16 protein-coding genes and 1 tRNA gene are annotated in these 24,175 nt (G+C 42.1%); 9 read left to right on the forward strand and 8 right to left on the reverse strand.

Going from position 1 to position 24,175, the window contains the following annotated elements:
• Positions 1–493: 493 nt before the first annotated feature.
• The 7 genes from GQF63_RS13165 (at position 494) to GQF63_RS13195 (ending at position 11,549) form a co-directional block, all read left to right on the forward strand.
• Complete coding sequence (locus GQF63_RS13165) at positions 494–1,687, forward strand: FecR family protein (RefSeq protein WP_160369706.1); 1,194 nt, start codon at positions 494–496, stop codon at positions 1,685–1,687.
• Between the two features lie 246 nt (positions 1,688–1,933).
• Complete coding sequence (locus GQF63_RS13170) at positions 1,934–5,413, forward strand: SusC/RagA family TonB-linked outer membrane protein (RefSeq protein ID WP_160369707.1); 3,480 nt, start codon at positions 1,934–1,936, stop codon at positions 5,411–5,413.
• A gap of 26 nt (positions 5,414–5,439) precedes the next feature.
• Positions 5,440–7,455 carry a RagB/SusD family nutrient uptake outer membrane protein gene (locus GQF63_RS13175; protein ID WP_160369708.1) on the forward strand — a complete coding sequence of 672 codons (2,016 nt, stop codon included), beginning with the start codon at positions 5,440–5,442 and terminating at the stop codon, positions 7,453–7,455.
• 27 nt (positions 7,456–7,482) lie between these two features.
• Positions 7,483–8,838, forward strand: coding sequence for a DUF5126 domain-containing protein (locus GQF63_RS13180; protein ID WP_160369709.1), 1,356 nt, complete (start codon positions 7,483–7,485; stop codon positions 8,836–8,838).
• A 30-nt stretch (positions 8,839–8,868) separates the two neighbouring features.
• Positions 8,869–9,558: a DUF4998 domain-containing protein gene (locus GQF63_RS13185; protein WP_160369710.1), complete on the forward strand. Its 690-nt coding sequence runs from the start codon at positions 8,869–8,871 to the stop codon at positions 9,556–9,558.
• Between the two features lie 94 nt (positions 9,559–9,652).
• Positions 9,653–10,681 carry an MBL fold metallo-hydrolase gene (locus GQF63_RS13190; RefSeq protein ID WP_160369711.1) on the forward strand — a complete coding sequence of 343 codons (1,029 nt, stop codon included), beginning with the start codon at positions 9,653–9,655 and terminating at the stop codon, positions 10,679–10,681.
• Between the two features lie 283 nt (positions 10,682–10,964).
• Positions 10,965–11,549 (forward strand): RNA polymerase sigma factor, encoded by a 585-nt coding sequence (locus GQF63_RS13195; protein ID WP_160369712.1) that lies wholly within the window; start codon positions 10,965–10,967, stop codon positions 11,547–11,549.
• Between the two features lie 69 nt (positions 11,550–11,618).
• On the opposite strand, the gene GQF63_RS13200 is transcribed toward GQF63_RS13195, so the two are convergent.
• The 3 genes from GQF63_RS13200 to GQF63_RS13210 are packed head-to-tail and all read right to left on the reverse strand — an operon-like array spanning position 11,619 to position 15,537.
• A complete protein-coding gene (locus GQF63_RS13200; protein ID WP_212592577.1) occupies positions 11,619–12,071 on the reverse strand; it encodes a DoxX family membrane protein in 453 nt (150 codons plus the stop codon).
• Positions 12,072–12,074: 3 nt separating this feature from the next.
• The gene (locus tag GQF63_RS13205) at positions 12,075–13,322 is read right to left on the reverse strand and encodes a hypothetical protein (RefSeq protein WP_160369714.1); all 1,248 of its coding nucleotides are present in this window, start codon (positions 13,320–13,322) and stop codon (positions 12,075–12,077) included.
• Between the two features lie 22 nt (positions 13,323–13,344).
• A complete protein-coding gene (locus GQF63_RS13210) occupies positions 13,345–15,537 on the reverse strand; it encodes a TonB-dependent receptor plug domain-containing protein (RefSeq protein WP_160369715.1) in 2,193 nt (730 codons plus the stop codon).
• A gap of 302 nt (positions 15,538–15,839) precedes the next feature.
• Between GQF63_RS13210 and GQF63_RS13215 the strand changes: the two genes are divergently transcribed.
• Complete coding sequence (locus tag GQF63_RS13215; RefSeq protein WP_160369716.1) at positions 15,840–16,847, forward strand: helix-turn-helix domain-containing protein; 1,008 nt, start codon at positions 15,840–15,842, stop codon at positions 16,845–16,847.
• Between the two features lie 319 nt (positions 16,848–17,166).
• On the opposite strand, the gene GQF63_RS13220 is transcribed toward GQF63_RS13215, so the two are convergent.
• Positions 17,167–17,241 (reverse strand) — tRNA-Glu (locus GQF63_RS13220).
• Positions 17,242–17,353: 112 nt separating this feature from the next.
• Here GQF63_RS13220 and GQF63_RS13225 point away from each other — a divergent pair.
• Positions 17,354–19,837, forward strand: a complete 2,484-nt coding sequence (locus GQF63_RS13225) for a family 20 glycosylhydrolase (RefSeq protein WP_160369717.1) — start codon at positions 17,354–17,356, stop codon at positions 19,835–19,837.
• A gap of 58 nt (positions 19,838–19,895) precedes the next feature.
• Here the strand turns inward: GQF63_RS13225 and GQF63_RS13230 are convergent, their stop codons facing one another.
• From GQF63_RS13230 to GQF63_RS13245, 4 genes are all read right to left on the reverse strand, one after another.
• A complete protein-coding gene (locus GQF63_RS13230) occupies positions 19,896–20,618 on the reverse strand; it encodes a hypothetical protein (RefSeq protein ID WP_160369718.1) in 723 nt (240 codons plus the stop codon).
• 195 nt (positions 20,619–20,813) lie between these two features.
• A complete protein-coding gene (gene ribH / locus GQF63_RS13235) occupies positions 20,814–21,302 on the reverse strand; it encodes a 6,7-dimethyl-8-ribityllumazine synthase (protein WP_160369719.1) in 489 nt (162 codons plus the stop codon).
• Between the two features lie 68 nt (positions 21,303–21,370).
• Entirely contained in the window at positions 21,371–22,045 is a 675-nt protein-coding gene (locus GQF63_RS13240; protein ID WP_160369720.1) for a tetratricopeptide repeat protein, read from the reverse strand.
• A gap of 73 nt (positions 22,046–22,118) precedes the next feature.
• Positions 22,119–24,053 (reverse strand): polysaccharide biosynthesis protein, encoded by a 1,935-nt coding sequence (locus GQF63_RS13245; protein WP_160369721.1) that lies wholly within the window; start codon positions 24,051–24,053, stop codon positions 22,119–22,121.
• Positions 24,054–24,175: the final 122 nt, after the last annotated feature.

Raw genomic sequence — 24,175 nt, forward strand, 5'->3', positions numbered from 1 at the left:
AAGGATCTTTAGGCTATCACTATGAACAGCTTGTCCTCCTGTTTTACGTTTCTTCTCCGGATTTCTCATAACTATTAAAGTTAATTCTTAATGTCCGCTTTTTGTAAACCATTTTTAGGAATGGACAAGGTGTTGTTTTTGAGTTGCTATCGTGCTGTCGTCGGGTTATCGGTTTGTTATCGCATTGTCATCGTATTGTCATGGTGAGGGGGGGTAAAATGTTTGCAAAATTTATTGGAAGGTGATGACATGATGTGGCCTTGCGTGTTAAGCTATGCTTTTAAACTATGGCACGCTTTGCTAGTAAACTGTGGCACGCTATGTACTGCGTTGCGGCAAGTATTGTCATCGTGGTTCGACTCCGCTCACCATGACAAAACTATGACAATACTGTGCCATACTTGTCTACTTCCCCCTCCTCAAAAAATAGTTTACTTTTTTACTAAGGTTTTTTCATCTCGTTCGTATTACACCTAGAAACCAACATTAATCAATGGATAGAAGCGCTGAAATAGCAACCTTAATACGAAAGAAAATCGAGGGCACCTTGACTGCCCAGGAGGCTATCTTGCTGCAAGATTGGCTATCCGAGAGCCAGCAACATGCCGATTTCCTAAAGCAGGCCAGCCATGAAGACCTGGTTTGGGAGGATGTGAATGCCTGGCTCGTGCTGCGGGAAGGTGAGGCGCAAGACGCCTGGACGCAACGGCTGGAGCAAATCACCATGCAAAAGATTCAAGAAGGCCGTCAGCAGCATGGGCATAGCAAATGGCCGTTCTATCGGCGTCTCTTATCCTATGCGGCGGTCCTGCTGCTGGTGGCATCCGTTTCCTTATTAATCTATAAAAATCAACATACAGATAAGCAGTATACGGAGATTGAAAACCTGGAACCGGGAAGCAACAGAGCACAGATTACCCTGTCGGACGGGCGTGTGATTGAGTTGCGGGAAGATCAGGATGGCGTTGTCTTAGGGGAAGATCTGGTTTATGAAGATGGTACCATGATCACCAGCTTAGACAATGAGGAGCCTGTTTTTGCCAGTATCGTTACTCCTCGGGGCGGACAATATCAAATTACGTTAATGGATGGCACCAAGGTATGGCTGAATGCAGCTTCCAAGTTGACCTATCCATCGCGCTTTGATCAGGGCGAGCGGAGGGTGGAATTGGAAGGGGAAGGCTATTTTGAAGTGGCCAAACAGATGAAACAGGGTAAAAAAGTTCCTTTTATTATTAAAACCCCTACGCAGGAGGTGGAAGTATTGGGAACGGAGTTTAATATTAGCGCGTACAAAGATAATGGCGAATCGGCCAAAACCACGCTCGTGGAAGGTTCGGTACAGGTGCATGCGCAGGGGGAAACTATGCTGTTGAAACCCGGCGAGCAAAGTGTGCAAAGTGCGAAAGGCTTGAACAAGAAGAAAGTGGATGTAAGTCCGTTTGTTGCTTGGAAAAATAATGAATTCGTCTTTTTTGAAACGGAATTGAAGGATGCTTTATTGGTGCTGAGTCGCTGGTACGACTTTGATGTCGATTTAAAGCAGCCTATCCCTAGCACCCATCTTTATGGCAGCATCAGTCGCAAGGAAAGCTTAAGTGAAGTTTTGGAGATTTTAAAAAGCAGCGGCTTGAAGTTTAGAATAGAAAACCTAAAAAATAAAAACAGACTGATAATATTACCTTAAACTAAAATGAAATTATATGCGGAAACCATAACCTAACGAAAGGACGAAAACAAAAACGGACAGTGCGGTAACACTGCCCGAAACAGTTTAAATGTCCATCACAATTAAATCATCTCTAGGGTAGAGCGTGAAATTATTTTAATTATCTGATAAATTATAATATGATCTAAACTGCACAAATATATGACTTTAACTACAAAACCTGATAATCTCCATGGGTTTTTAACAAACCGTTTTGTTCGGATTATGAAATTAATTATTCTACTTATTCTGCTGAATATCACAACCGTACTTGCGGATGGATTTGCGCAGAAAGTAACGTTGAAAGCGACTAACATCTCCTTGGTTGAGGCGATGAAAAGCATTCAAAAGCAGAGTGGTTTTCGCTTCTTTTTGAATGGTCGCCAATTGGCCAATATCAAGGTCGATGCGAACATCCAGGCGATGGAAATCGACCATGCCATGGACCTGCTGCTCGAAGGTAAGCCGGCACGTTGGATTCTAGAAAACGGCACCATTATTATTAAGCCGCAAGCCATAAGAACAACGCATGCTGCGGTTCGGGTGGCGCCAAGGGAAGTGCAAGCAAGCCTGCCTATTGTTGAACAAACACCCATTACAGGTACCGTTACGGATGCCTTTGATGATGCCCCTTTAAACGCCGTGAGCGTGATGATTAAAGGAGATTTGCGTGGTAGTAAAACCGATGCCAACGGGGTGTATGAAATTAGGGCCAATGAGGGTGATACCTTGGTATTCTCATCCATTGGTTATGCGACGCAGAAAGTGGCGGTAGGCAAGGTGAAAATCATCAATATCCGTTTATCCAAAGATACCGAAACATTGGATGAAACGGTTGTTGTAGCCTTCGGTCGGCAGACCAAAGAAAGTGTGGTTTCTTCAATCACGACCGTGAATGTTAAAGACCTACGCTCGCCATCGAGCAATTTAACAACGGCTTTGGCCGGGCGAATGGCCGGATTGGTGGCTTACCAATCTACAGGTGCACCGGGCGAAGAAGATGCGCAGTTCTTTATTCGTAGTGTAACATCCTTTGGAAGTGGATTGGCTTCGCCTCTTATATTGATTGATAATATTGAAGTAACCTCTCGGGATTTAGCGCGTTTAAATCCAGATGATATCGCTAGCTTCTCCATCTTAAAAGATGCCTCGGCAACAGCCTTGTATGGTGCCCGTGGAGCCAACGGTGTGGTGCTTGTGACCACTAAAGAAGGGGAGAAGGGGAAAGTAAAAGTATCTTTCCGGACGGAGACTTCCATGTCTACACCGACAACTAAAGTTGATGTGGCCGACCCGATTAGCTTTATGGAATATTCGAATATTGCCAGCTTGACCCGTCATGATTTATTGACTTACCCGCAAGGGAAGATTGAAGCTACGAGAGACCCGAACCGTAATCCTTATGTGTACCCGGCGGTGGATTGGAAAGATATGTTGACACAGGATTATTCCATGAACTACCGGGCGAATATCAACCTGACCGGTGGTGGAAATGCAGCCACCTATTACCTGGCAGGTTCCTTTTCACAAGACAATGGTATTTTGAAGGTGGATAATGTGAACCCTTTCAACACCAATATTAACCTGAAGAAATACACGATCCGTTCCAACGTTAATCTTAATTTAACGAAATCGCTAGAAGCAAAGGTGCGTTTAAGTGCCAATTTTGACGATTACTCCGGCCCAATCGGCGAGTCTGGAAGCGGGGGAGCCTATACTTATGGTAAAACATTATTGGCCAATCCGGTTTTATTCCCGGCTTACTATCAGGCCGATCGTGCCAACCAATATGTAGATCGTATTCTGTTCGGTAATTATAGCGATAGTGAATACGGAGATGGATCACCTAAATACCTGAATCCCTATGCTGATATTATGCGAGGCTATGAGGATGTTCGGAATAGCACCTTATTATCCCAATTGGAATTACACCAAGATTTGGGGATGCTAAGCCAAGGCTTAAAAGCACGCTTTATCGGAAGTATTACCCGTTATTCCGGTTTTAATATTCAGCGCAGCTATAAACCATTCTATTACCAATACATTAAAGGAACCTATAATCCGAATGAGGCCAGCTATCCGTATGAGCTTTCTGTGCTAAATCCAGAAGGTGGCTATGATTATATTGATTATACCGCGGGGAGTAAATTTGTGGAAGCACGTTTCTATGCAGAGGGAGCCTTATTATACAACCGTAAATTTGATGGTAAACATGATGTGGGCGGTTTATTGGTCGGTTCGGTAAAAGAAAGCATGGATGGAAGTCCTTTAAATTTGGATTCTTCCTTGCCGTCTCGAAATGTGGCACTTGCCGGACGTTTTACTTATGGGCTTTCGCAGAAATACTTTGCTGAATTTAACTTTGGTATCAATGGATCCGAGCGCTTCGACCCACGCTTCCGTTGGGGATTCTTCCCATCTATTGGTGCAGGTTGGCAAGTCTCTGATGAGCCATTTTGGGAGGGTATTCGCACTTATGTCCCTAAATTCAAAATCCGCGGAACTTACGGCTTAGTGGGAAATGACGTTATCGTTTCGGAGTGGGACCGTTTCTTCTTTACCTCGAATATCAACTTAAACGGACCTAATGCCGGATATTTTGGAAATGACCCTACACAGACTTTTAGTCGACCTACGATTCAAACCTATCGATATGCCAACCCGAATATTACTTGGGAGGTATCTTATAAAACCAACTTAGCTGTTGAGTTAGGCCTATTGAATAATGACCTATCTATTATTGCTGAGGTATATCATGAAAACCGCACCAATATCGTTCAGGTACGTCAAGATATTTCCTCTATCGTCGGTTTAACCACAGAAGTTAAAACCAATTATGGCGAGGCCATTGGTAAAGGGATTGATTTGACCTTGAACTATAATAAGGCTTTTGGAAATACCATGTGGTATATCCTTCGTGGTAATTTCACTTATGGTACGGCGAAGATTTCGGTATACGACGAATTGGATTACTCGGGTATTGCCCCTTGGAAATCGGTGGTCGGCCAGAAAGTAGGCCAATCACGCGGCTATGTGGCGGAGCGTCTATTTATTGATGATAATGAAGTGAAAAACTCACCGATTCAACAAGTGCATGCGAGTGGAGGCGATTACCAAGCCGGTGATATCAAGTATCGGGATATCAATGGCGATGGGGTCATCAACTCCTTCGATATTGTGCCGATGGGCTATCCGGAGAACCCGGAAATTCAATTCGGTTTGGGCGCTTCCTTTGGTTATAAAAACTTTGATATCTCAGCCTTCGTGCAAGGGGAATCCAACTATTCATTCTTCATGAATGCAGCAGCAATGGCGCCTTTTGTGGAAGTGACTACCGATGGTAAAAAAGGAAACCGGGCGATGTTAAACTTTATTTCGGAAAGCTTATGGACCGAAACCAATAGAGACTTGTATGCCAAATGGCCACGCTTATCTCCGGATGTTGCGGGTGCTGCGGTAGGGAACAATAATAATTTTGTGCGCAGTAATTATTGGATGCGTACTGCCGGTTATATCCGTTTGAAATCGGTAGAAATGGGTTATAAAATCAAGGATTTCAAGGGAATATCGCCTCGCGTTTATGCCAGTGGTACGAACCTGTTTACCCTTTCTGACTTTAAGCTATGGGATCCGGAAATGCGTGGAAATGGCTTAGCCTATCCGTTGCAACGGGTGTTCAATGTTGGTGTTCAAGTTAATTTTTAAAGACCTCATTATTAAATGATATACAGATGAAAAATATACCCTATTTAGTAACTGCTTTCTTTCTGTTGTTGCTCACGGGCTGTAACAAGTTTTTGGATGTTTTGCCCGATGATAAACCGGTATTGGAGGATGCTTTTAAGGATAAATATAATGCCGAAAAGTATTTATTTACTTGCTATGGCAGTCTTCCGAATTTCGTGTCACCAACGAATACGCTGGGGATATCCGGTGGAGGTGATATTATCTATTCCGAAAAAAATACAGGAGGAGGATTTGGCGGAGGTCTTCCGGCTCCGCAATTGGCCTTTTTGAAGGGAAACAATGTTTCGAATCCGTATGCTAACTTCTGGGACGGAGCGAATGGTGCAAGTGAAAATATTTGGGCTGGAATTCGCCATTGTAATGTGTTTTTGGAGCATATTAAGGTGGAAGATGGTGGACCTCGGGATTTGGATGAATCCTTACGCGAGCAATGGATTGCGGAGGTGAAAACCATTAAAGCTTACCTGCATTTTTATTTACTGCAATTGTATGGGCCTATTCCTATTGTAGATAAAGTGATTCCAATTTCTGCGAAAGGCGATGAAGTTGATCTATACCGTGAACCGGTTGATAAGGTGGTGGATTATATCGTGAATACCTTGGATGAAGCCATCGCAACGCTGCCGAATAAGAATGAATTGGATGTGGTGAGTGAATATGGCCGTTTTACAAAATCAATTGCCAAAGCGATTAAGGCCAAGACCTTGGTGTTGGCAGCAAGCCCTTTGTTTAATAATAATAACTATTATAAAGGGTTTAAAGACAATCGTGGTACCGAGCTTTTTCCACAGGGGGATAGCCAGGCACGTTGGGATCGCGCAGTGCAGGCTTGTGATGAAGCTGTTCGTTCTGCAGAATCAGATGGTGCCATTATTCTGATTAGTACAGATGGCGGTAATAATGCCATTCGGGGCATAAACAGTACGAATATCAACGATACCACCAAAGCCATGGTCAGCATGCGTCAAGCTGTGACGGAGCCTTGGAACCTGGAACAAATCTGGTCCACGAATGAAAGTACCACCGTTTTGCAACGCTGGAGTACCATGTTGAGTAATGACGAATGGTTTAACTTGGCGGGTTCCGGCGGTTCAGATATTGGGCAGCGCCAGTCGCCAACCATCAACTTTGTCGAGCTTTTCTATTCGGCCAATGGGGTGCCTATTGAAGAAGATGCCGATTGGGAAACCAACGGCTGGTATCAAAACCGCTATAATACGCAATTACCCGATGCGGAGCATAGCAAATACTTTGTGAAAAAAGGACAGGAAACAGCCATTCTCCATATGCACCGTTCCTTACGGTTCTATGCTTCTGTAGGTTTTGACGGTGGTATTTGGGAAGGACGGGAGAAGTCTTTAGCAGATGCTTCATTCCCGAATATGATGCGTTATTTTGGTAGTGGTTTCAAACATGGTGAATCTTATGGTGGTTATCCTTTTGCGGGTTACCTAGCCAAGAAATTAAGCCATTTAAGAACAACCTATACTGAAACTCGGATTACCCTGATTAGTCAGCCTTATTCCTTTCCTATAATTCGTTTGGCCGATTTACACCTCTTATTAGCGGAATCGTTAAATGAAGCCGGAGGCCCTGGAAAAACGGACTCGCAGGGGCATAATGCCGTTTACTACCTGGATCAGATTCGCAAACGTGCAGGAATGGAAGGGGTAGTTGAAAGTTGGCAAAAATATGCGCAATCTAAATTTAAAACCAAGCCGAACAGCATAAACGGGTTACGCGATATTATTCGTAGAGAACGGATTAACGAACTGGCTTTTGAGGGGCATTTTTATTACGATGTGCGCCGCTGGTTAATGGCAGAAAGTATGTTTAATCAGCCTATTCTGGGTTGGAACCAATACGGCGAGAATAAGAAGGACTTTTATAACATCCGGGTGCTTTTGCAGCCTCGTTTTTCCATGAAAGATTACTTAATGCCGATCCGTACAAACACCTTATTGCAGAACGGTAATCTGGTTCAAAATCCGGGTTGGTAATATTAAATGACCTTAAAAATGAAAGATATGAAAAGATATATGCGCAGCTTCCTAATTCTTTGTTGCAGCAGCTTACTCTTGTTGTCCTGCGGGGAAAAATACCTTGGGGTAGAGCAAGTGGGTATTGAAACGACGAAACCTGAAAAGCTAACTGTGGATCAGGTGATCTCTAAATCGGGGGCTTTAGAAATACATTTTACACTGCCTTCAGGCAATCCGAATATCGATCAGGTGGTAGCAACCTACCTGAATAAGCGGGGCCAAAAGGTAGAGTTTAAGGTGTCTAGATATTCAAATGTTATTTTGGTGGAAGGTTTTGTCGGTACAGATGAAGCGACCGTAGAATTGACCTGTGTAGATGTGGGTGGACATCAATCGGATGTAACCTTGGTGAAAGCCGCACCTTTGGCTTCGCCGGCAGAGCTGGCGATGCAGGCCATGAAGGTTGAACCCGCCTTCGGTGGGGTAAAAGTGTCTTGGGAAAATAAAAATGCCCAAGCTTTGGCTATTCACGTTCTGACCGAAGATGTGCTTCAAGTAGGGGTTGTTTCTTTTGTGGAAGATCCCCTCAAAACCATCTATAACAGAGACTCGGTGAATACCTTCGCTTATGTGCGTCAGTATCCTTCGTCTGAGCAACGCTTTGGCTTTGTGATTTCTGATAAATGGGGAAATAGAACAGATACCCTGGTGCAGACCTTAACGCCGTATAAGGAGGAAGAAATTGACTATAACCGGGTAAAAGCGGTATCCTATTTTAACCCGACCTATTTTGCGGGTAGCCGGGATTATGGAATTTATGGGGTGAATGCAGCAACCGGTATTCAGAATGATGCGAATGCGCATGGTACAGCCTATGCACCACAAACCCTATTCAATAGTTCGACCACCGGCAACCAATACTACGGTTATAAATTCGTGAAGAACCTGGCGGATCCGAATCCGGCGAATCGCGAAATTGTAAACGATGTGTTCCTGACCTTCGACCTGAATATGGATGTTCGTCTGAGCCGCTATCTTCTTTTCCCAAGAACAGGATCGGCCTATACCTATGGACGTTCCAGTCCGAAGCGTATCCGTATTTATGGAACCGATGATTCCAACAAAGATAGATGGGCGAAATTCCCGGAAGGCTGGGTGTTGATTGGTGAGTATGTAGGTCCGGAGCCTGCGGTACCCGGTAGCTTGACCCAGGAAGAGATTGAATGGTTCAATAGCAAACAGGAATACTCCATTAGTGAAGATAATGTGAATCCGGATGCTAACCCTACAGCCGTAATCCGGTATATGCGCCTTCATCTGATGGACTCTTATAATCGGAATGAAGCCTTCTATACGATTAACGAGTTCAGGATGTTTGGTGATATTCAAAAAACGTATTAATAGAAACCTGTTTTTAAAGAGATGAATAGCATGAATAAATTATTATATATAGGCTTATTTTTCCTTTCCTTCTTGCAGCTGAGTTGTGAGGATTCTGGAGAAATGCTGGACAAATACTTAAAGGATGGGCCGATTACCTATGCAGGAAAAATAGAAAGCATGAATATACAATCTGGGTATTACCGGGTTCGGTTGAATGTTTATCCGGCAGCGGATGTGAATCGTTCGCATTGCATGATCAGTTGGAATATATCCACAGGGGTGAAGGATTCCGTTAAAATGGATTACGTAGCAGCAAATTATGATGAGAAAGCAGCTTGTTATTATACCCTAATTACGGTGCCTGAAATTGAAGGTAATTTACTGTTGGAAGCTATAAATGTGGATAAGTTTGGCAATAAATCTTTGCTGACCAACGTTGGTGCTTTTATATACGGTAAAACTTATACTTCAACCTTACAGAATTCTTCCCTTAGTTTTTCGGCTAAGAAAGATGAAATCATCTTTGAAGATCGCGTAGGCTCGGTGGGCAACCTGGTTAGTTATGAACAGAACTCGGGTAAATTTACTGATGAGGTAATCGTACGTAGCAGCAGGTTTCCTTTAGTAGATGCGAAAAAGGGCGGAATTATCCGTACGAAAACCCGCTACCTGATGACAGCAACCGATATCGATACGCTGCTAACTGGTTCGTACCTGGAAACAAGAATACCTGAATAACGGTTGTAAACCGTAACTTATAAACCCTATGCATGAAGAACCCAATAATCCCAAACCCGTTCTTCATGCATAGTTTATTTAATTATAGACAAGAATGAAAAGAATCTTCCTAACCTACTGCTTGCTGCTGCTGGCTTTCGCCGTAGTTGCGCAACAGCCTTCCTTTCAAAAAAATCAAAAGAAGTACGCCAATGAGGCCGTACAAACAGTGAAACAATTTCGTAAGACTTCGCCTTTGCTGTTGAATGAGCAGCGGTTGCAGCTCCTCAAAACGTTTGAGACTTATTCTGACCCATATTCAAACGCACCTTTCCGTGCTTACCTGGCTGAATCAGATGCCGGTGCCGAGCAGTTAGAGCATACCGTACCTATTCTGTATAGCTATCGGGAAGCGTTTGACAAGGTGTTGCATGAGGTGAAAACCGTAAAAGTAAAAAAAGGAACCGCAAAGGTTTGGTTGTTATATAATATGGGTTTTGTCGTAAAAACCCCATCTGGTTGTTTCGGTATCGATGTAGACCATCGCTATGCGGAAGCGCTCGCGCCTTATCTTGATTTCTTATGCATTACACACAACCATGGCGATCATGCGAATGTGAAGCTTATGGAGGCCATGACCAAGGCAGGGAAACCCGTGCTGTCTAACTTTTACAAAGGCGATGAAAAGCATCTTTCTAAAGTGCCGACAACCTATAGCATAGGAAACTTTAATATCCGTACCGATTTTAGTGATCACTTAAAGAATGCGAACCTCTTAAAGTTTGTGACAACTTATCGTATCGACTGCGGCGCGGATGCTGGCGATTTCTCTATCCTGCATTGTGGTGACTCGGGTTTCACTCCGGCGCAATTTACCAAGGTGGATGGCCCCGTGAGTTTGGTGGTATTGAGATGGGGCGCCCCTGTAGAGAATCAGATTTTTGGAACAGGCCCCGGACAGATACAAACCGATTATGCTGTGCTATCGCACCTGATAGAATTAAGACACGATCCGTTTCCGAAAGGACAAGCCTCCATTACCCAAACGCTAAAACACTTGCCAAATGTGCACTGTAAAAACACCTTAATTCCCTTTTGGGGGGAGATGCTGACCTGGAAAAAAGGTAAGTTGATTAAAAAATAATATTCAGGCTGTCGTTTCCTGAAAAGCACATGTTATCAGGTGGTTCTCCTTGTATTCTTCTTATTTTTAGTTTAATAAACTTAAATATTGAGGGGATATAAATAATAAAATTGATTTTTTTATTTAGGAATTGTTAAATTATACATATTTTTAAATAAACCAATGAAGACTTAGCGCGCGAATATCAGGGTAAGTATTAATATAATGATAACATCAAAACCCTTTTTTCTTCGCATTCTTTATCTAATTTTAGAATTTCATATTAGGATAATAAAAAAATAAAATGCAGTCTATAGACGTCATGAAACACCTTCTTTTGTTACAATCAGGAAATGAGGAAGGTCTTCGATTTTTTATGTCTAACTATGGGAACCATCTACGCTTTTTTGCTTATAAAATCACCAGAAATAAGGAAGTTTCTGAAGAGATAGTTTCCGAATCGTTTTACAAATTATGGCAAGGACATGAAAAAGCAACCTCGCTGGAGTCGGTAAAGTCTTTTCTTTATTACGCCACGCGGAATGCTTGCTATGACCATGTAGGCTCGGCCTATTATAAAACGCTGCAACACGGCGAAGAACTCCTCTGGGATACTGCCGAAGATAAAAATGATGCCCTCACTCAAATTATCTATACCGAACTCATCGGGCAAATAGTCGCTGAATTGGATAAGCTACCGAAACAACAAGCCGAGGTATTCCGATTGGCTTACTTAGAGGGAATGGATACCAGCGAAATCTGCAAGGTTTTAGGCACCACAGCTAATAATGTGTACTTCGCACGATCGAAGGCTTTATCGGCGCTTAAAGTGGTGTTTAAAGAAAAGGATTTGAGCTTGTATTGCGCTTTGCTGGTGATGTTTTGTTGAGAACTAGCAGTTACAAGCCTATCTAATTCTTGTAAAAGCTAGTCATAATCGTTTATATCCTCAAATCCATTAAATCCAAGTTTTTTCCTTTTTGAAGAACAGGCTTTTTAAAGGGAGATAGTTTATAAATAGAAGATAGAGGTTAAATAACAACACTAAACTATCAAATATTAAAAAATCCATTGCATGACTTAAGAAAACATGGCAGAAAAGCATTCCTATTGAAATAGGCAATAACCAAATGCTGCCGAATAAATAGGTGCGCTTCGGAATGAGTAGCAAACCACCAATAAGTTGGCCTAATCCGATGACCCAAATAAAACCAGTACGCTCCCAGATCAGATAGAAATCAAGGAAATCACCGGCGAGACCAAAATCGATGTATTCTTGCGGGTCTATTTTTTTTGTCAGTTTTTCCCTACCATGGGGGATATACACCCAAGCTAGAAATAATCTTGAAAGGTAGGTTATTACGAGCCAAACTTTGTTCATGTGCTGTGTTTTTGATTGAATTATTTCCATTTTTTAATCGTTAAAGATGTGGAAGCCCATTAACCGACCGCTACCCTCCAAGCGGAATGTCTCCTTCGTTTCTCCCGTTTTTGGATTGTATTGTGTTACTCCAGAGAAGTTGTCTGTGGAATTATTAGACAAAAAGTAAATTTCACCTTGATGAAGGAAAGGGTTCTGATAGGCGTAGAAGTTATCTACAGGAATGTCGAGGCGTTTTGCTTTTCGGGTAATCGCATCAATCTCGGTCCAATACCAGATATCTTGCCTGTAGGAGACGCCATGCTGACCTCCCCCATAGTAGGAGGTTGGTCGGCTGGATATGGTCGTGTAAATCTTACCATTATGTGCAAAAAGGCGATTGAAGTCTGAAGGATATTGAAAATCGTTGATTTTTAGTTCGAAACTTTCGTCGAACTGATTTTCCCCTTGTTTTATACGCAATATTTTTGAGGTAGGGGTTTGAGTCACCATGTCACCAATGGCTACCATATACAGATCTTTAGTTACTTCATCGATACTCCAAAGTACATGGTCGGCAAATAAACCTAGGTTTGTTGCTCCGTTATAGGTTGTTGTATTTTCGATGGTTTTGCTACTGAGGTTATATACGGCTATTTTCACGGAAAGGTCATTAGGTTTTACTTGCCATGCTTTAGTTCGCGTTCCATGTTGAATATCGACATAAAGTTTATCATCGCGCTTAGCAAGAATCAACTGCCCGGCAGCCTCATAGGAACTTCCGTTGGATAGGGAAGAAAAATCAATTTCACCGGTACGCTGCATGCTGCTTGGATTGAAAGTCTGTATTTTTAATCCTCCAGCACCAAGATTCCAATAGTAACCTTCCGTGTCGCTCACAATTAACGTATTTGTTTCATACGAGTTGGTGGGGGTGGCTAAAAAGCCGGCATGGCTAACCTGCTGGCTAGGGTCTATTGCAAATTTAGTGATGCCCAATTCTGTACTCGTAGCGCCGTTTAACTTATAAAGTGTTTTTCCTACAATACGTCCTCCGGCCGAATAGCCCAATTGGTAGAATTGTTTCCCCGATAAGTTGATGTTTTTTGATTTGTTTTCTTTTATCGCATATATACCGCCACTCCAATCGGCATTTCCGTTAAAGATTACCCATGTTTCCTGTTGTGGGAGGTCATCCTTTTTATTGTTTTCTACATTTGGTTTGTCGTCTTTACTGCAAGAGAATAGTACTAGACTGGCAACAAAGGCCAGCAGTATCGAACGAATGTGCTTAATTTTCATATCCATTTTGATTTGGTTTTACTTATATGATTTGATAGACTAGTTTTAAGTGAAAGGTTCTCCCTTGTCGTTGCACGTTGAAGTTGTCGTATAATTTTGCATTAGCTATGTTTTTGCATTCAGCTGAAATGGATGTTTTCTTGCTACTGAAGTCATAGGTAAGTGCCAGATCATTTGCCACTTGTCCGGGTCTTCCATCGCGTGGAATAATTAACGAGGTTTGGAAATCTTGAACAGGGCCAAACAGACTTGGTTCTTGGTTTCGAGGAATTGCCTTAAGGAAAAAGCGGTGTACATAATTCAGATTCCATTGGAAGTGTGCTCTGTCCTTTTTCTTATATAGGTTAGCAGTGCTCAGGCTTAGAAAGGCGTTGCCAAAGAAATAGGGAATATTGGGTATCCTGGATCCTTCAAGATTTCGGAACATGGATTCCCTAATGTTTATCCGTCTGATGTCTTGATAGGTTAAGTTGAATCCGCCAGAAATATGAGGATTGGGTGAATACCTGGTTTCCACTTCCACGCCTTTAATATTGAACTCTTCGTAATTGATATAGCGATTGAAAGGGATGTCTAATTGCAGAAATATAATGTCTTTTACGCGCCGATAAAATAGGTTAGCCGTAAAGTCTAGTTGTTGCTTGCTTATTAAGAGTCGCTGCTGTATATTCAAATTGACATTATGGCTTTTTTCTGGCTTTAAATCTAAGTTTTCCTTCAGCATTACTCCATCGCCAAATATTTCATACTCATCTGGTAGTCGGTTGGCGAATTCATAAGATAACTTGAGCAGGAAGCTATCGTTGTCCCATTTGACCGCTGCGAGGTAGCCAAATAGGTCACCCTTTTTGGAGGATTGCCATGCAAAATTGTATTTGTCTGTTGTGTATCCTGTTGTTTTATACTTGTAGTATTTTATGCTGAATATACTTTCTACTGTTTTTTGTAACCATTGAGCGTTATAAGCTAAGGCTAGTACATTCTTGCGATAAACTGCAGGTATACCCAAAATATCGATTTGATCGAGAACGGAAATGGTGCCTAAAGGATCAGTTCCTTTCCTATGTTGATACTGTTGAAGATTGCTCAATTCCAAATACTGTTGGGAGGCAATTGCGTATTTAGCATGAAGTCTTGTGGAATAGAGATGGAATTCCAATCGTTGATCATTGCCTCTGTTTATCTCACCAATAGGCATATTGCTGGACTGGACTTGGCCATTCCAATTATAACGTACTGTAGCTGTATCGACAAATCGAGTGTTGAAATGACTATAAGTGGCATTTAAGTGTAGTTGCAGGCGATTTTCGAAAAGTACTTTTCGAAAGGATAACAGAGTTGCATAGTTGTTTTCTTTTGAAAAGGCCTCCCCATACACGCGAACCATTTCAGCATCATTTTGGATTTGTTTATAAAAATCGGAATAAATGAGGGTCAATCTAAGGTCGTCTGCCCAGTGTTTGTTTCGCAAACCCGCGTACCACTCCCCATAAGATGATCGCGCGATATCATGAAATCGCTTTGTCGTATGGTAGCTTTGTCTTGCTGTAGATACATCGTAAAAGGGCGCATGAACCGGGTAATTATTATCTGAATAATTAAAAGAAGCATTAATTCCGGTGTAGGCGGAAGTTCTGTCTGGATGGGTAATAAAAAGATTCGCGGTGGCCCGATGCGTGTTGTAGGAGGCCAATTCGTAGGAAAATACCGCTGAGTTTTTTATTGGTTTCCTTGTAATGAGGTTAATTCCCCCTCCTAAAGCATCCGATGCTAAGTAAACAGGCATTGCTCCTTTGTATATTTCAATTCTTTCCAACATATTACTAGATATGGTACCTAAATTGAAACTGTGACCATACAATTCAATTGGAAGTCCATCTTTGAAAACTTTGATAGCTTTCCCTTGTAATCCAGCAAGGTTGACTTGTACAGAAGAACCTAAACTTCCATCGGCACGTGTTTTCACCCCCAGCGAGTGATTCAAGAGATTGGTTATATCGCCACTGTGGCTATATTCCTTTCGCATATCTAATACTTGAACTGCAAATGGGGAATCTTCCAGTTTCTTTTTGATCGACTTTGCTTCTATGGTTATTTCTTCCAATTGCCGAATAAGACTATCGGGGCGCGTTTGGGTTTCCTGCCCGAATACGGAGATTCCTATACTGGAATAAATGAAGATGACTGTTATACATGCCTTGGTTAATTCGTACATTATTGCTTTGTATGCTCCTTGCCATGCAAACTTAGCGTCAGTTGCTTTCGGAGGATTACGAATTCAGAATTAAAATTTAGGATTTTGGAACTAAGGAAAGGCATGCGTCACGCTTATGTCACTTCTATTGGCATTAAATGTTTCTTTACTGATATTTTCTAATTTAGAAAGATTATAAATAAGTAGTTTGTTTATCATAGCTGACTTCTCCTGGTGACCGTTTGCAACTGTTGAGTGAAAGGAGAAGAAAGCATAAACAGCTGGTTTTTAATGCACACGAACCCTATTATTAATATTACTCAATGAAATTTGTACTTAGTGCAGAACAATGGAATGACGAATTAAGCTATAGTCATACAGATGCAGCAATTATCGCATCAGGAGCAACCTTAGAAACGAAGGCCAATTTATCTAATCAATTCGGAAATGTATCTTTTCGGGAAATACAACTTGAGATTGCCAATATCCTTATCGGCGATTACCAATTGACCAAGGAACTCGTCCTTAAAAACAAGTTGATGGAGCCCTTGATTGAAATGCATTTCAATTTTGACTCCAGCATTTGGATGGGAGAGAACAGTAGGTTTCAGACAACAGTAGATGGTATGCGTCATAATATCTTTGGACTTAATGGGGTAAGCGGGTTTGTAGACTTTAGCAAAGGCCAGTCTTTTAAAACATTCGATATCCATTTATCGCTTAATTATGTTAGGAAATGGCTCGGGGAGAGTCCATTGTTAGATCGGTTTCTGGATGATTTCGATCAGCAACGCCCCTGTATGCTCTATCCACAAGCCATGCATATCACGCCTGCTATGCAGGAGGTCATTAGTCAAATACTGAATTGCCCGTTCGAGGGGTTTACTCGTAAAATCTACCTGGAAAGCAAGGTTCAGGAATTATTTTCACTACAAATTGAATTATCTTATTTTATGTCAAATATTGGTGTTTATGCTCAAAAAGAACTCTCTCCAACCGATGTAGAACATATCCATGAAGCAAAGAAATATATCGAAAACAATTTGGCAAAGCCCAAGAGTATTGAAGAACTCGCGCGGTTTTGCGGAACAAATCAACAGAAGCTAAAATATGGTTTTAAGCGCATGTTTGGTACCACTATTTTCAGCTATTTGCAAAAATGTCGGATGCTAGAAGCCCGCAGACTTCTATTGGAGGGGATGTCGGTAAGCGAGGTGTCTTACCATGTAGGCTATGCTAACCATTCTAGTTTTAGCCATGCTTTTAAGGAGTATTTTGGATTTTCACCGATTAAAAATCGAGATGGAAGGCATAAGCCCGTTGGTCGCTAGCTTTCTGTTTTCATAACTAATGAAGGGATATTGTGTTCATCTAAATAAATGTGCAGTTGATTGTCAACTGATCTATTTCTAAATCTTAAAGTATTCTCAAAGGCCTTCAGTCCTCAATAAGGATAGTAATTTACATTCGGCGTCTTGAAAGGGATTACGGCTTTAAAGATGCTAAACTAGGAAATTATTACTATTTCCCTCCAAGAATTCAGCTTGATCCATAGAGTTTGCGAATTTCTGAACATTTTAACCTGCCGTAAAAACAAAAAAGCCTGCAAACGTTAAATTTGCAAGCTTTTGTATGTTTTGATCTTCGATCTGGTAGCCCGTAGGGGAATCGAACCCCTGTTTCAAGAATGAAAATCTTGCGTCCTAACCCCTAGACGAACGGGCCTTATTGCCTTTCGGTGTGCAAATATAGAATTTACTTTCTTATTCTCAAAATAATTTTAAAAAATTGTTTACATGCCAAATTTCCTTAATTTTAAGGCTCACGAAAAAATCATATGAAACTAATTAATAAACTAAGTTTACTGCTCCTGTTCACGGGGATTTCCTCCCTTTTTGCCCAGCAACAAAACTTTGACATCAAGTGGAATTATGGCCATTCTTACAATGGAAAGGACGATTTATCCTTAAAACTTACCCTGATCAATCAAAACGATCAAGCTTTCCAGCTAAAAGATTATGCCCTTTGGTTTAATTCCATGTATCCTATTAAGGAAGGAAATTTCGGCGATTTCAGCATACACAATCGTAATGGTAACCTCTATAGTATCGATTTTAATCGGAATACCACACTCGCTAGCAAAGATTCTTTGCAGATTGATTACCAATCGCCCTATCCGATAGCACATATTTCCTTAACCCCGAATGGCTTTTACTTACAGAATCGCAAAAACAACAAGCAGCTGATTCCGATTGCCGACCCGCAGATTACTCCCTTAAGCATTTCTGCAGAAGAGCAGCGCCAGTTTTTGGCAGCCTTATACGATAAGATTGAATCGCGTCAGGCCGATACGACCCAGCTTATTTTACCAACGCCCCTAAAGATCCGCCGGATGGAAGGCTCTTTAACCCTTCAAAATGAAGTCAGCTATTTTATTGATGAGGCGTTCAATTGGGAAATGTCTTCTTTTCAGGAATTCGCGCAGCAGTTGCAGCAGCTACAATTTGTAGAAGCAGGGGAGAAGGCTGCCCAAGTGAAGGTGCTGTTTGATAAAAACCTCGGAGAGGAAGAATATAAGTTAACTATCAGCGAAAAGGGTTTAGTGATTGAGGCCGGCAAGGGCCCGGGGGCATTCTATGCCTTGCAAAGCATCAAGTCCTTATTGCCAAGTCAGGCTTTAAGTGGCGAAATGGGCATTAAGTTACCCGCATTAACGATCCACGATAAGCCACGTTATGCCTATCGCGGCTTTATGATGGATATAGCGCGGAATTTTAAGGATAAGCAAGTTATCCTTAAGTACCTCGATTTAATGGCGCTGTACAAGCTAAACACCCTGCATTTGCACCTGATTGACGATGAAGGCTGGCGTTTGGAGATCCCCTCGCTACCTGAATTAACGGAGATCGGATCGGTGCGTAGTCCCTATTTTGCCGATGGCAATAGCCTGCAGCCTGCCTATGGCTCTGCGTCTAATACCACGAAAGGCCACTTCTTGAGCAAGGCCGATTTCCAGGAAATCTTGAAATATGCCGCAGCTCGCTATATTACCGTTATTCCAGAAATCGAAACCCCGGGCCATGCACGTGCAGCCATTAAGGCAATGGAAACCCGCTATAATCGCTTGATGAAGCAAGGGAAGAAGGCCGAAGCAGAAGCCTTCTTATTATACGAAGCGGCCGATGAGTCGCAGTATAGCTCCGCGCAATACTGGGACGATAATGTGATGAACCCGGCAATGCCTTCGGTCTATCATTTTATCGATGTGGTGTTAGATGATATTAAGGCCATGTATACCGAGGCGGGGCTGACCTTAAAAACCGTTTCCTTGGGTGGCGATGAAGTTCCCGCGGGTTCTTGGGAGAAGTCTCCGCTGATCAAAGCCCTGATGGCCAAAGAAGGCTTCAGCAGCGTATATGAGGTATGGCCTTATTATATCCAAAAGATTCAGCAGATCTGTGCCTCCAAAGGCCTGCAAATGGCGGGATGGGAAGAAATAGGCATGGTCAATAAAGGAACTGGCATGGTCGTCAATGAAAAACTCTCCCATTTAGATATGTTGCTCGATGTGTGGAACAACGTCATCGGTGGGGGACAGGAAGACCTGGCCTATAAGTTAGCCAATGCAGGCTATAAAACCATTTTCACCAGTTCCGCCAATTACTACCTAGATATGGTTTGGGATCGCGACTTCCGCGAACCCGGATTAAAATGGGCATCCATTAGCGATCTTTACCAAGCCTTCGCCTTATTGCCGGAGGATTTCTTCGCCAACCTAGCCCATACCGAAGCTGGAAGCTTGCTGAAACCGGAATACCTCAACGCCAAAACACGCTTAACGGAAAAAGGAAAGAGCAATCTAGTGGGTTTAAAGGCTGCTTTATGGCAAGAAACCGTATTGGATGAAGCCCGTATGGACTACATGATCCTTCCGCGCATCTTCGCCCTGGCCGAGCGTGCCTGGCGACCAGCTTATCCGTTTGAAAACGAGCATAAATTTAATAAGGACGCCTTTCTAAAGGCCTATGGTTCTTTTGCCCGCAAGGTAGGGGTCGAATTACCCAAGCTACAAACCCTGGCCGGAACCTTTCAGTATAGATTGCCTTCGGTTGGACTAAAACAAGTAGGCAATAAGCTCATGGCCAATATGGAATACCCAGGCTTTGCTCTGGTCTATACCATCGATGGATCCCACCCGAATGCCAATGCGCAGTTGTTCCCAACCAATGGACTGCCCGTTAGAGCCGGACAGCGCGTGAAAATAGCCAGTATGGATAAAGATCAACGTATCGGCAGGATCAGTGAATACCTCGTTCCTTAGCCCGATAGCAAATAAAAAAGGCTGCCCATCGGCAGCCTTTTTCTATTCTTTTAACTTTTTAATACGTTTTAAACTTTTGCTTTTCCATATCCGTAAAGGAAGCGACTTTCTGATAGGAAATGCTATCTGAACTACCTTTAAAGCTTGTCGGTAAAACCAATCCGCTACCAATATCTTTGTAGCCATTTACCAAGTACACTTTATTGTCCATATCGATCCGTTTGATCAGACCTGTTTCTTCGTTCACATAAATACTGCCGGATTTTCCCAAGAAGTTATCAAAAACAATTTTCTTCAGTTTCTCCGCATTAATAATCTTACTTTCCGATTGGTTGCTCAAACTCGCATTAGAAAGCAAGGTAACCGGTAAAGAAAGCACTTTTAAATCCATGGAATATTGCTCGATTAAGTCATCCAAAATATCCTTGAAATCTTGGGTAGCTATTGGCGCACCATTGTCATTAAAGGCACCGTTTAATTTATTGTTCCGTACATTAAATAGAAGTACGACATTTTGACTGTTGATGGCTCCTTCAAAGCGCACATCTCCCGTCTTTTTATCCAGCAAGAACTTACGTTCCGCGCTGATGCTATTAAATTTACTATTGCCCGAAACGGTAAACATCATGTAGTTGGTGTCGTCCCATTTACTTTTTCCGCCGATGCCCGTCCAAATCTTATCGCTGATGCTAGCTGTTTGGGCTAAAAGCGCTTGACATGGCATACTAACTGCAATAAAAAGTAGGCAGATATAGTAAACTATATGCTTCTCATGTTTCATAATGATGAATTTTAAGTGAAACCAGGGCTCCCCCGCCTTGTCTTACCTGTTTCTATGATTCTTTTTGGGGTAAGTGCTATAGGCCGCGCATGATTGGGATGCACAAGAGGATAGGAACGTCGTTCCTACAAATACAAAGCCCAGTAATATATAAAGATAACGCTTCATAACACTAATTAATCAAAAACAATACCATTAATGGCTACGGTGAATTAGGCCCATTTGAATGGCCGTAATCGCTGCTTCTTCGCCTTTATTGCCATGTTTGCCTCCAGCACGATCCATCGCTTGCGCTAAGTTGTCGGTGGTTAAAACCCCGAAAATAACAGGTTTGCTATGCTTTAAACCTACTTGCGCTAATTCCGTACCGACAGCTTGGCAGATAAAGTCGAAATGCCGCGTTTCCCCTTGAATTACACAGCCTAAGGCAATCACAGCATCCAGCTCCTTATTGCGTAAAGCCATATCACTACCAGCAATCAATTCATAACTGCCCGGAACCTCAATCAGCTCAATGTTTTCCTCAACGGCACCATGCGCCAATAAACCGGCATATGCACCGTTTAATAAAGCACCGGTCACTTGGGAGTTCCATTGCGAAACGACAATAGCAAATTTTAGGTCGGCCGCATTGCCCACTTGGATATGAGAAAAATCAGAAAGGTTTTTTAAACTACTAGACATATGTGTTGAATAATTACTAAAAAAGGGCTACCTACAGGCAGCCCTCAAAGTTAATAAAATTTTTATCATTACTGTTTCGCCTGAACACGCGCGATGAAGCTGTCAATAGTGGTTGCTTCAGCACTTTCAGGGAAATCATTACGAATCTTTTCATACGTAGCTTCAGCGTTTTTATAGTCTTGAAGCTCCTCATATACTAAGCCTAATTTCTTTAAGAAAACTGGCGTCGTAAAACTGTTTGCCGATTTATCAGCTGCTTTCTTGTAGTAGTTAGCGGCTTTATCATAGATTTTCTCTTCCGAGTAGGCATCACCCAATAAACCGATTACTAAAGGGTCTAAAATGCTGCTTCCTGTTTCAGAATACTGCTCCAAGTGTTTAATAGCCTCTTGGAAGTTTTTCTGACGAAGGTATAAACCGCCTAAGTAAGCATTTGCAATGTTTGCAGATTTTGTATTGCTATACTCATCGGCAATTTCTTTAAATCCAGCAAATGAACCATCACCTTCGATTGCTTTTTTCTGCAAAGAATCAATCGCAGCAAACTGCTCCGCTTGATACATATTGTTGGCTGCTTTTTCAGCACGTGGTGCCAAATAAAGCTTTTGGTAACCAATGTATAATAAAATTAATACAATAATACCTGCAACGATAAAGATGATACTCTTCTCGTTTTCTTGGAAAAAGGATTTCTTCGTACCTGCAATGTTTGCTGAAGAAACAGACTGTTTATTTTGTGACATTCTTAGTTTTAATAGATTACGGAACGCAAAAATACACTTTTAAAGAATACTTGCAATAAATTAACAAAAATATTTAAGAGGTTGGGCTGTTCACGGCTTCTAGAATCTCCTTATCTAATTGTTCATAGATGGAGTTCTGACTTTTGAATTCCGGCACCATCACTTTCATCTGCCGCACGATGTTCATGTTGTTATGGGAATCCAAGGCTTTGGAAAGGTTCTTCACTTCGTTTTTAACCAGGTCAAAATCATTATCGCGCACTTTGGCAATCATAATCTTTTCATGGTGGGTGGTTACGGTGTTTTCTAGGTCGTTCAGCAATTCTTCATAGAGCTTCTCACCCGGACGTAAGCCTGTAAATTTAATCTCGATATCTTTAAATGGCGTATGCCCAGATAGTTTAATCATCTTCTTGGCCAGGTCTACAATCTTCACCGATTTGCCCATGTCAAAAACGAAAATCTCGCCACCATGCCCCATGTTGCCGGCTTCCAATACCAGTTGGCAGGCTTCCGGAATGGTCATGAAATAACGCGTAATATCCGGATGGGTGACAGTAACCGGGCCGCCCTTTTCAATCTGATCTTTAAATCGCGGAATCACCGAACCATTCGAGCCCAATACATTCCCAAAGCGGGTGGTAATAAACTTGGTGCCCCTCTCGTCGTTCAGCTGCGTAATGTAATTGTTTAAAGACTGCACATACTTCTCAGCGATACGCTTGGTTGCCCCCATCACATTGGTGGGGTTCACCGCTTTATCCGTCGATACAAATACAAATTTTGCCACATCAAATTCAACCGCCAGATTCGATAGTAAAAAGGTGCCAAAAACATTGGTCTTCACGCCTTCGCTCGGGTGGTTTTCCATCATCGGCACATGCTTGTAGGCTGCAGCATGATAAACCACATGGGGTTTAAAAGTCTCAAACAACTCCCGCATCCGATCCTCATTGCGGATGTCTGCAATATAAGTGTGGTAAATTTGGTTCTTAAACTGGTCTTGTAGGTCCAATTGCAGGTTATGCAAAGGCGATTCGGCCTGGTCACACAGAATAATCAATTGCGGCTCATAGCGGCCTAATTGCTTTGAAATCTCGCTACCAATAGACCCTGCGGCGCCTGTTACCAATACGCGCTTGCCTTTTAGCTGATCCAACAGCTTTTCATTGGAAATCTGAATAGGCGCCCGCTCCAGCAAATCCTCGATCTTAATTTTCTTGATTTGGCTAGGCGATAAGTCGCCATTCATGATTTTATTCACCGGAGGCAATGTCAATACATTGACGTTTTGCTCTAAGGCCTGATCGATAATGGAATTCTTCGTGTCGATATCGATACGGGAGGAGGCGATGATCAGTTCATCAATACCAAACTTATCGATAACCCGCGGAAAGTCCTTTGATGAAAAAATCTTTAAACCATCGATAGATTTACCAATTTTTTCCTCATCATCGTCAATATAAGCGACAATGCTTTTTTCTGAACGAAAATCGTGCTCAAAGGTGCGCTTTACAGCGATACCTAAATCGCCGGCACCATATACGACGGCGTTTTTACGGCCATTACGGGTAGACTTTGTGTATTGAAAGAAAATCTTAATGCAGGTACGGTAGGTGGTCAATCCCGTAAAAGCAAATAAAGAATAAATGATAATTAGGTTTGTAGGCACCGTTAATGGAATGCTGAAGGCAATAAACACCAACTTAGCCAAAAACATAATGATGGAAGTAAAGACAATGGTCGACAGGATCCGGATCGAGTCTACCGCTGAGGTATAGCGTACAATGCCACTATACAGCCGGAAAACACAAAAGGAGACCGCCGTCAGCACGATGCAAAACAGGAAGGAAGTCGCAAAACTTAACTCCGAAAAGGCATCGAGTTTAAAATCATTGTACAGGGAATAGGCAAAGATAAAGGCAATGGCTGATACAGCGATATCAAACATGAAAATGATCCATCTCGGCACAATCCTGATATGATTCAGTGGTTTTAATATCTTCATCGTTATAGGTTAGATAGCAAACTTACGATAATTTTATGTACTCTTTTCTTTAATTTATTAACAAATATAATCCTAAAGCCCTGCTTTTTTGTAATAATAATCCTTATTTTTAGCTTAATATA

This window comes from Sphingobacterium humi, from assembly GCF_009768885.1.
GTDB lineage: Bacteria > Bacteroidota > Bacteroidia > Sphingobacteriales > Sphingobacteriaceae > Sphingobacterium > Sphingobacterium humi.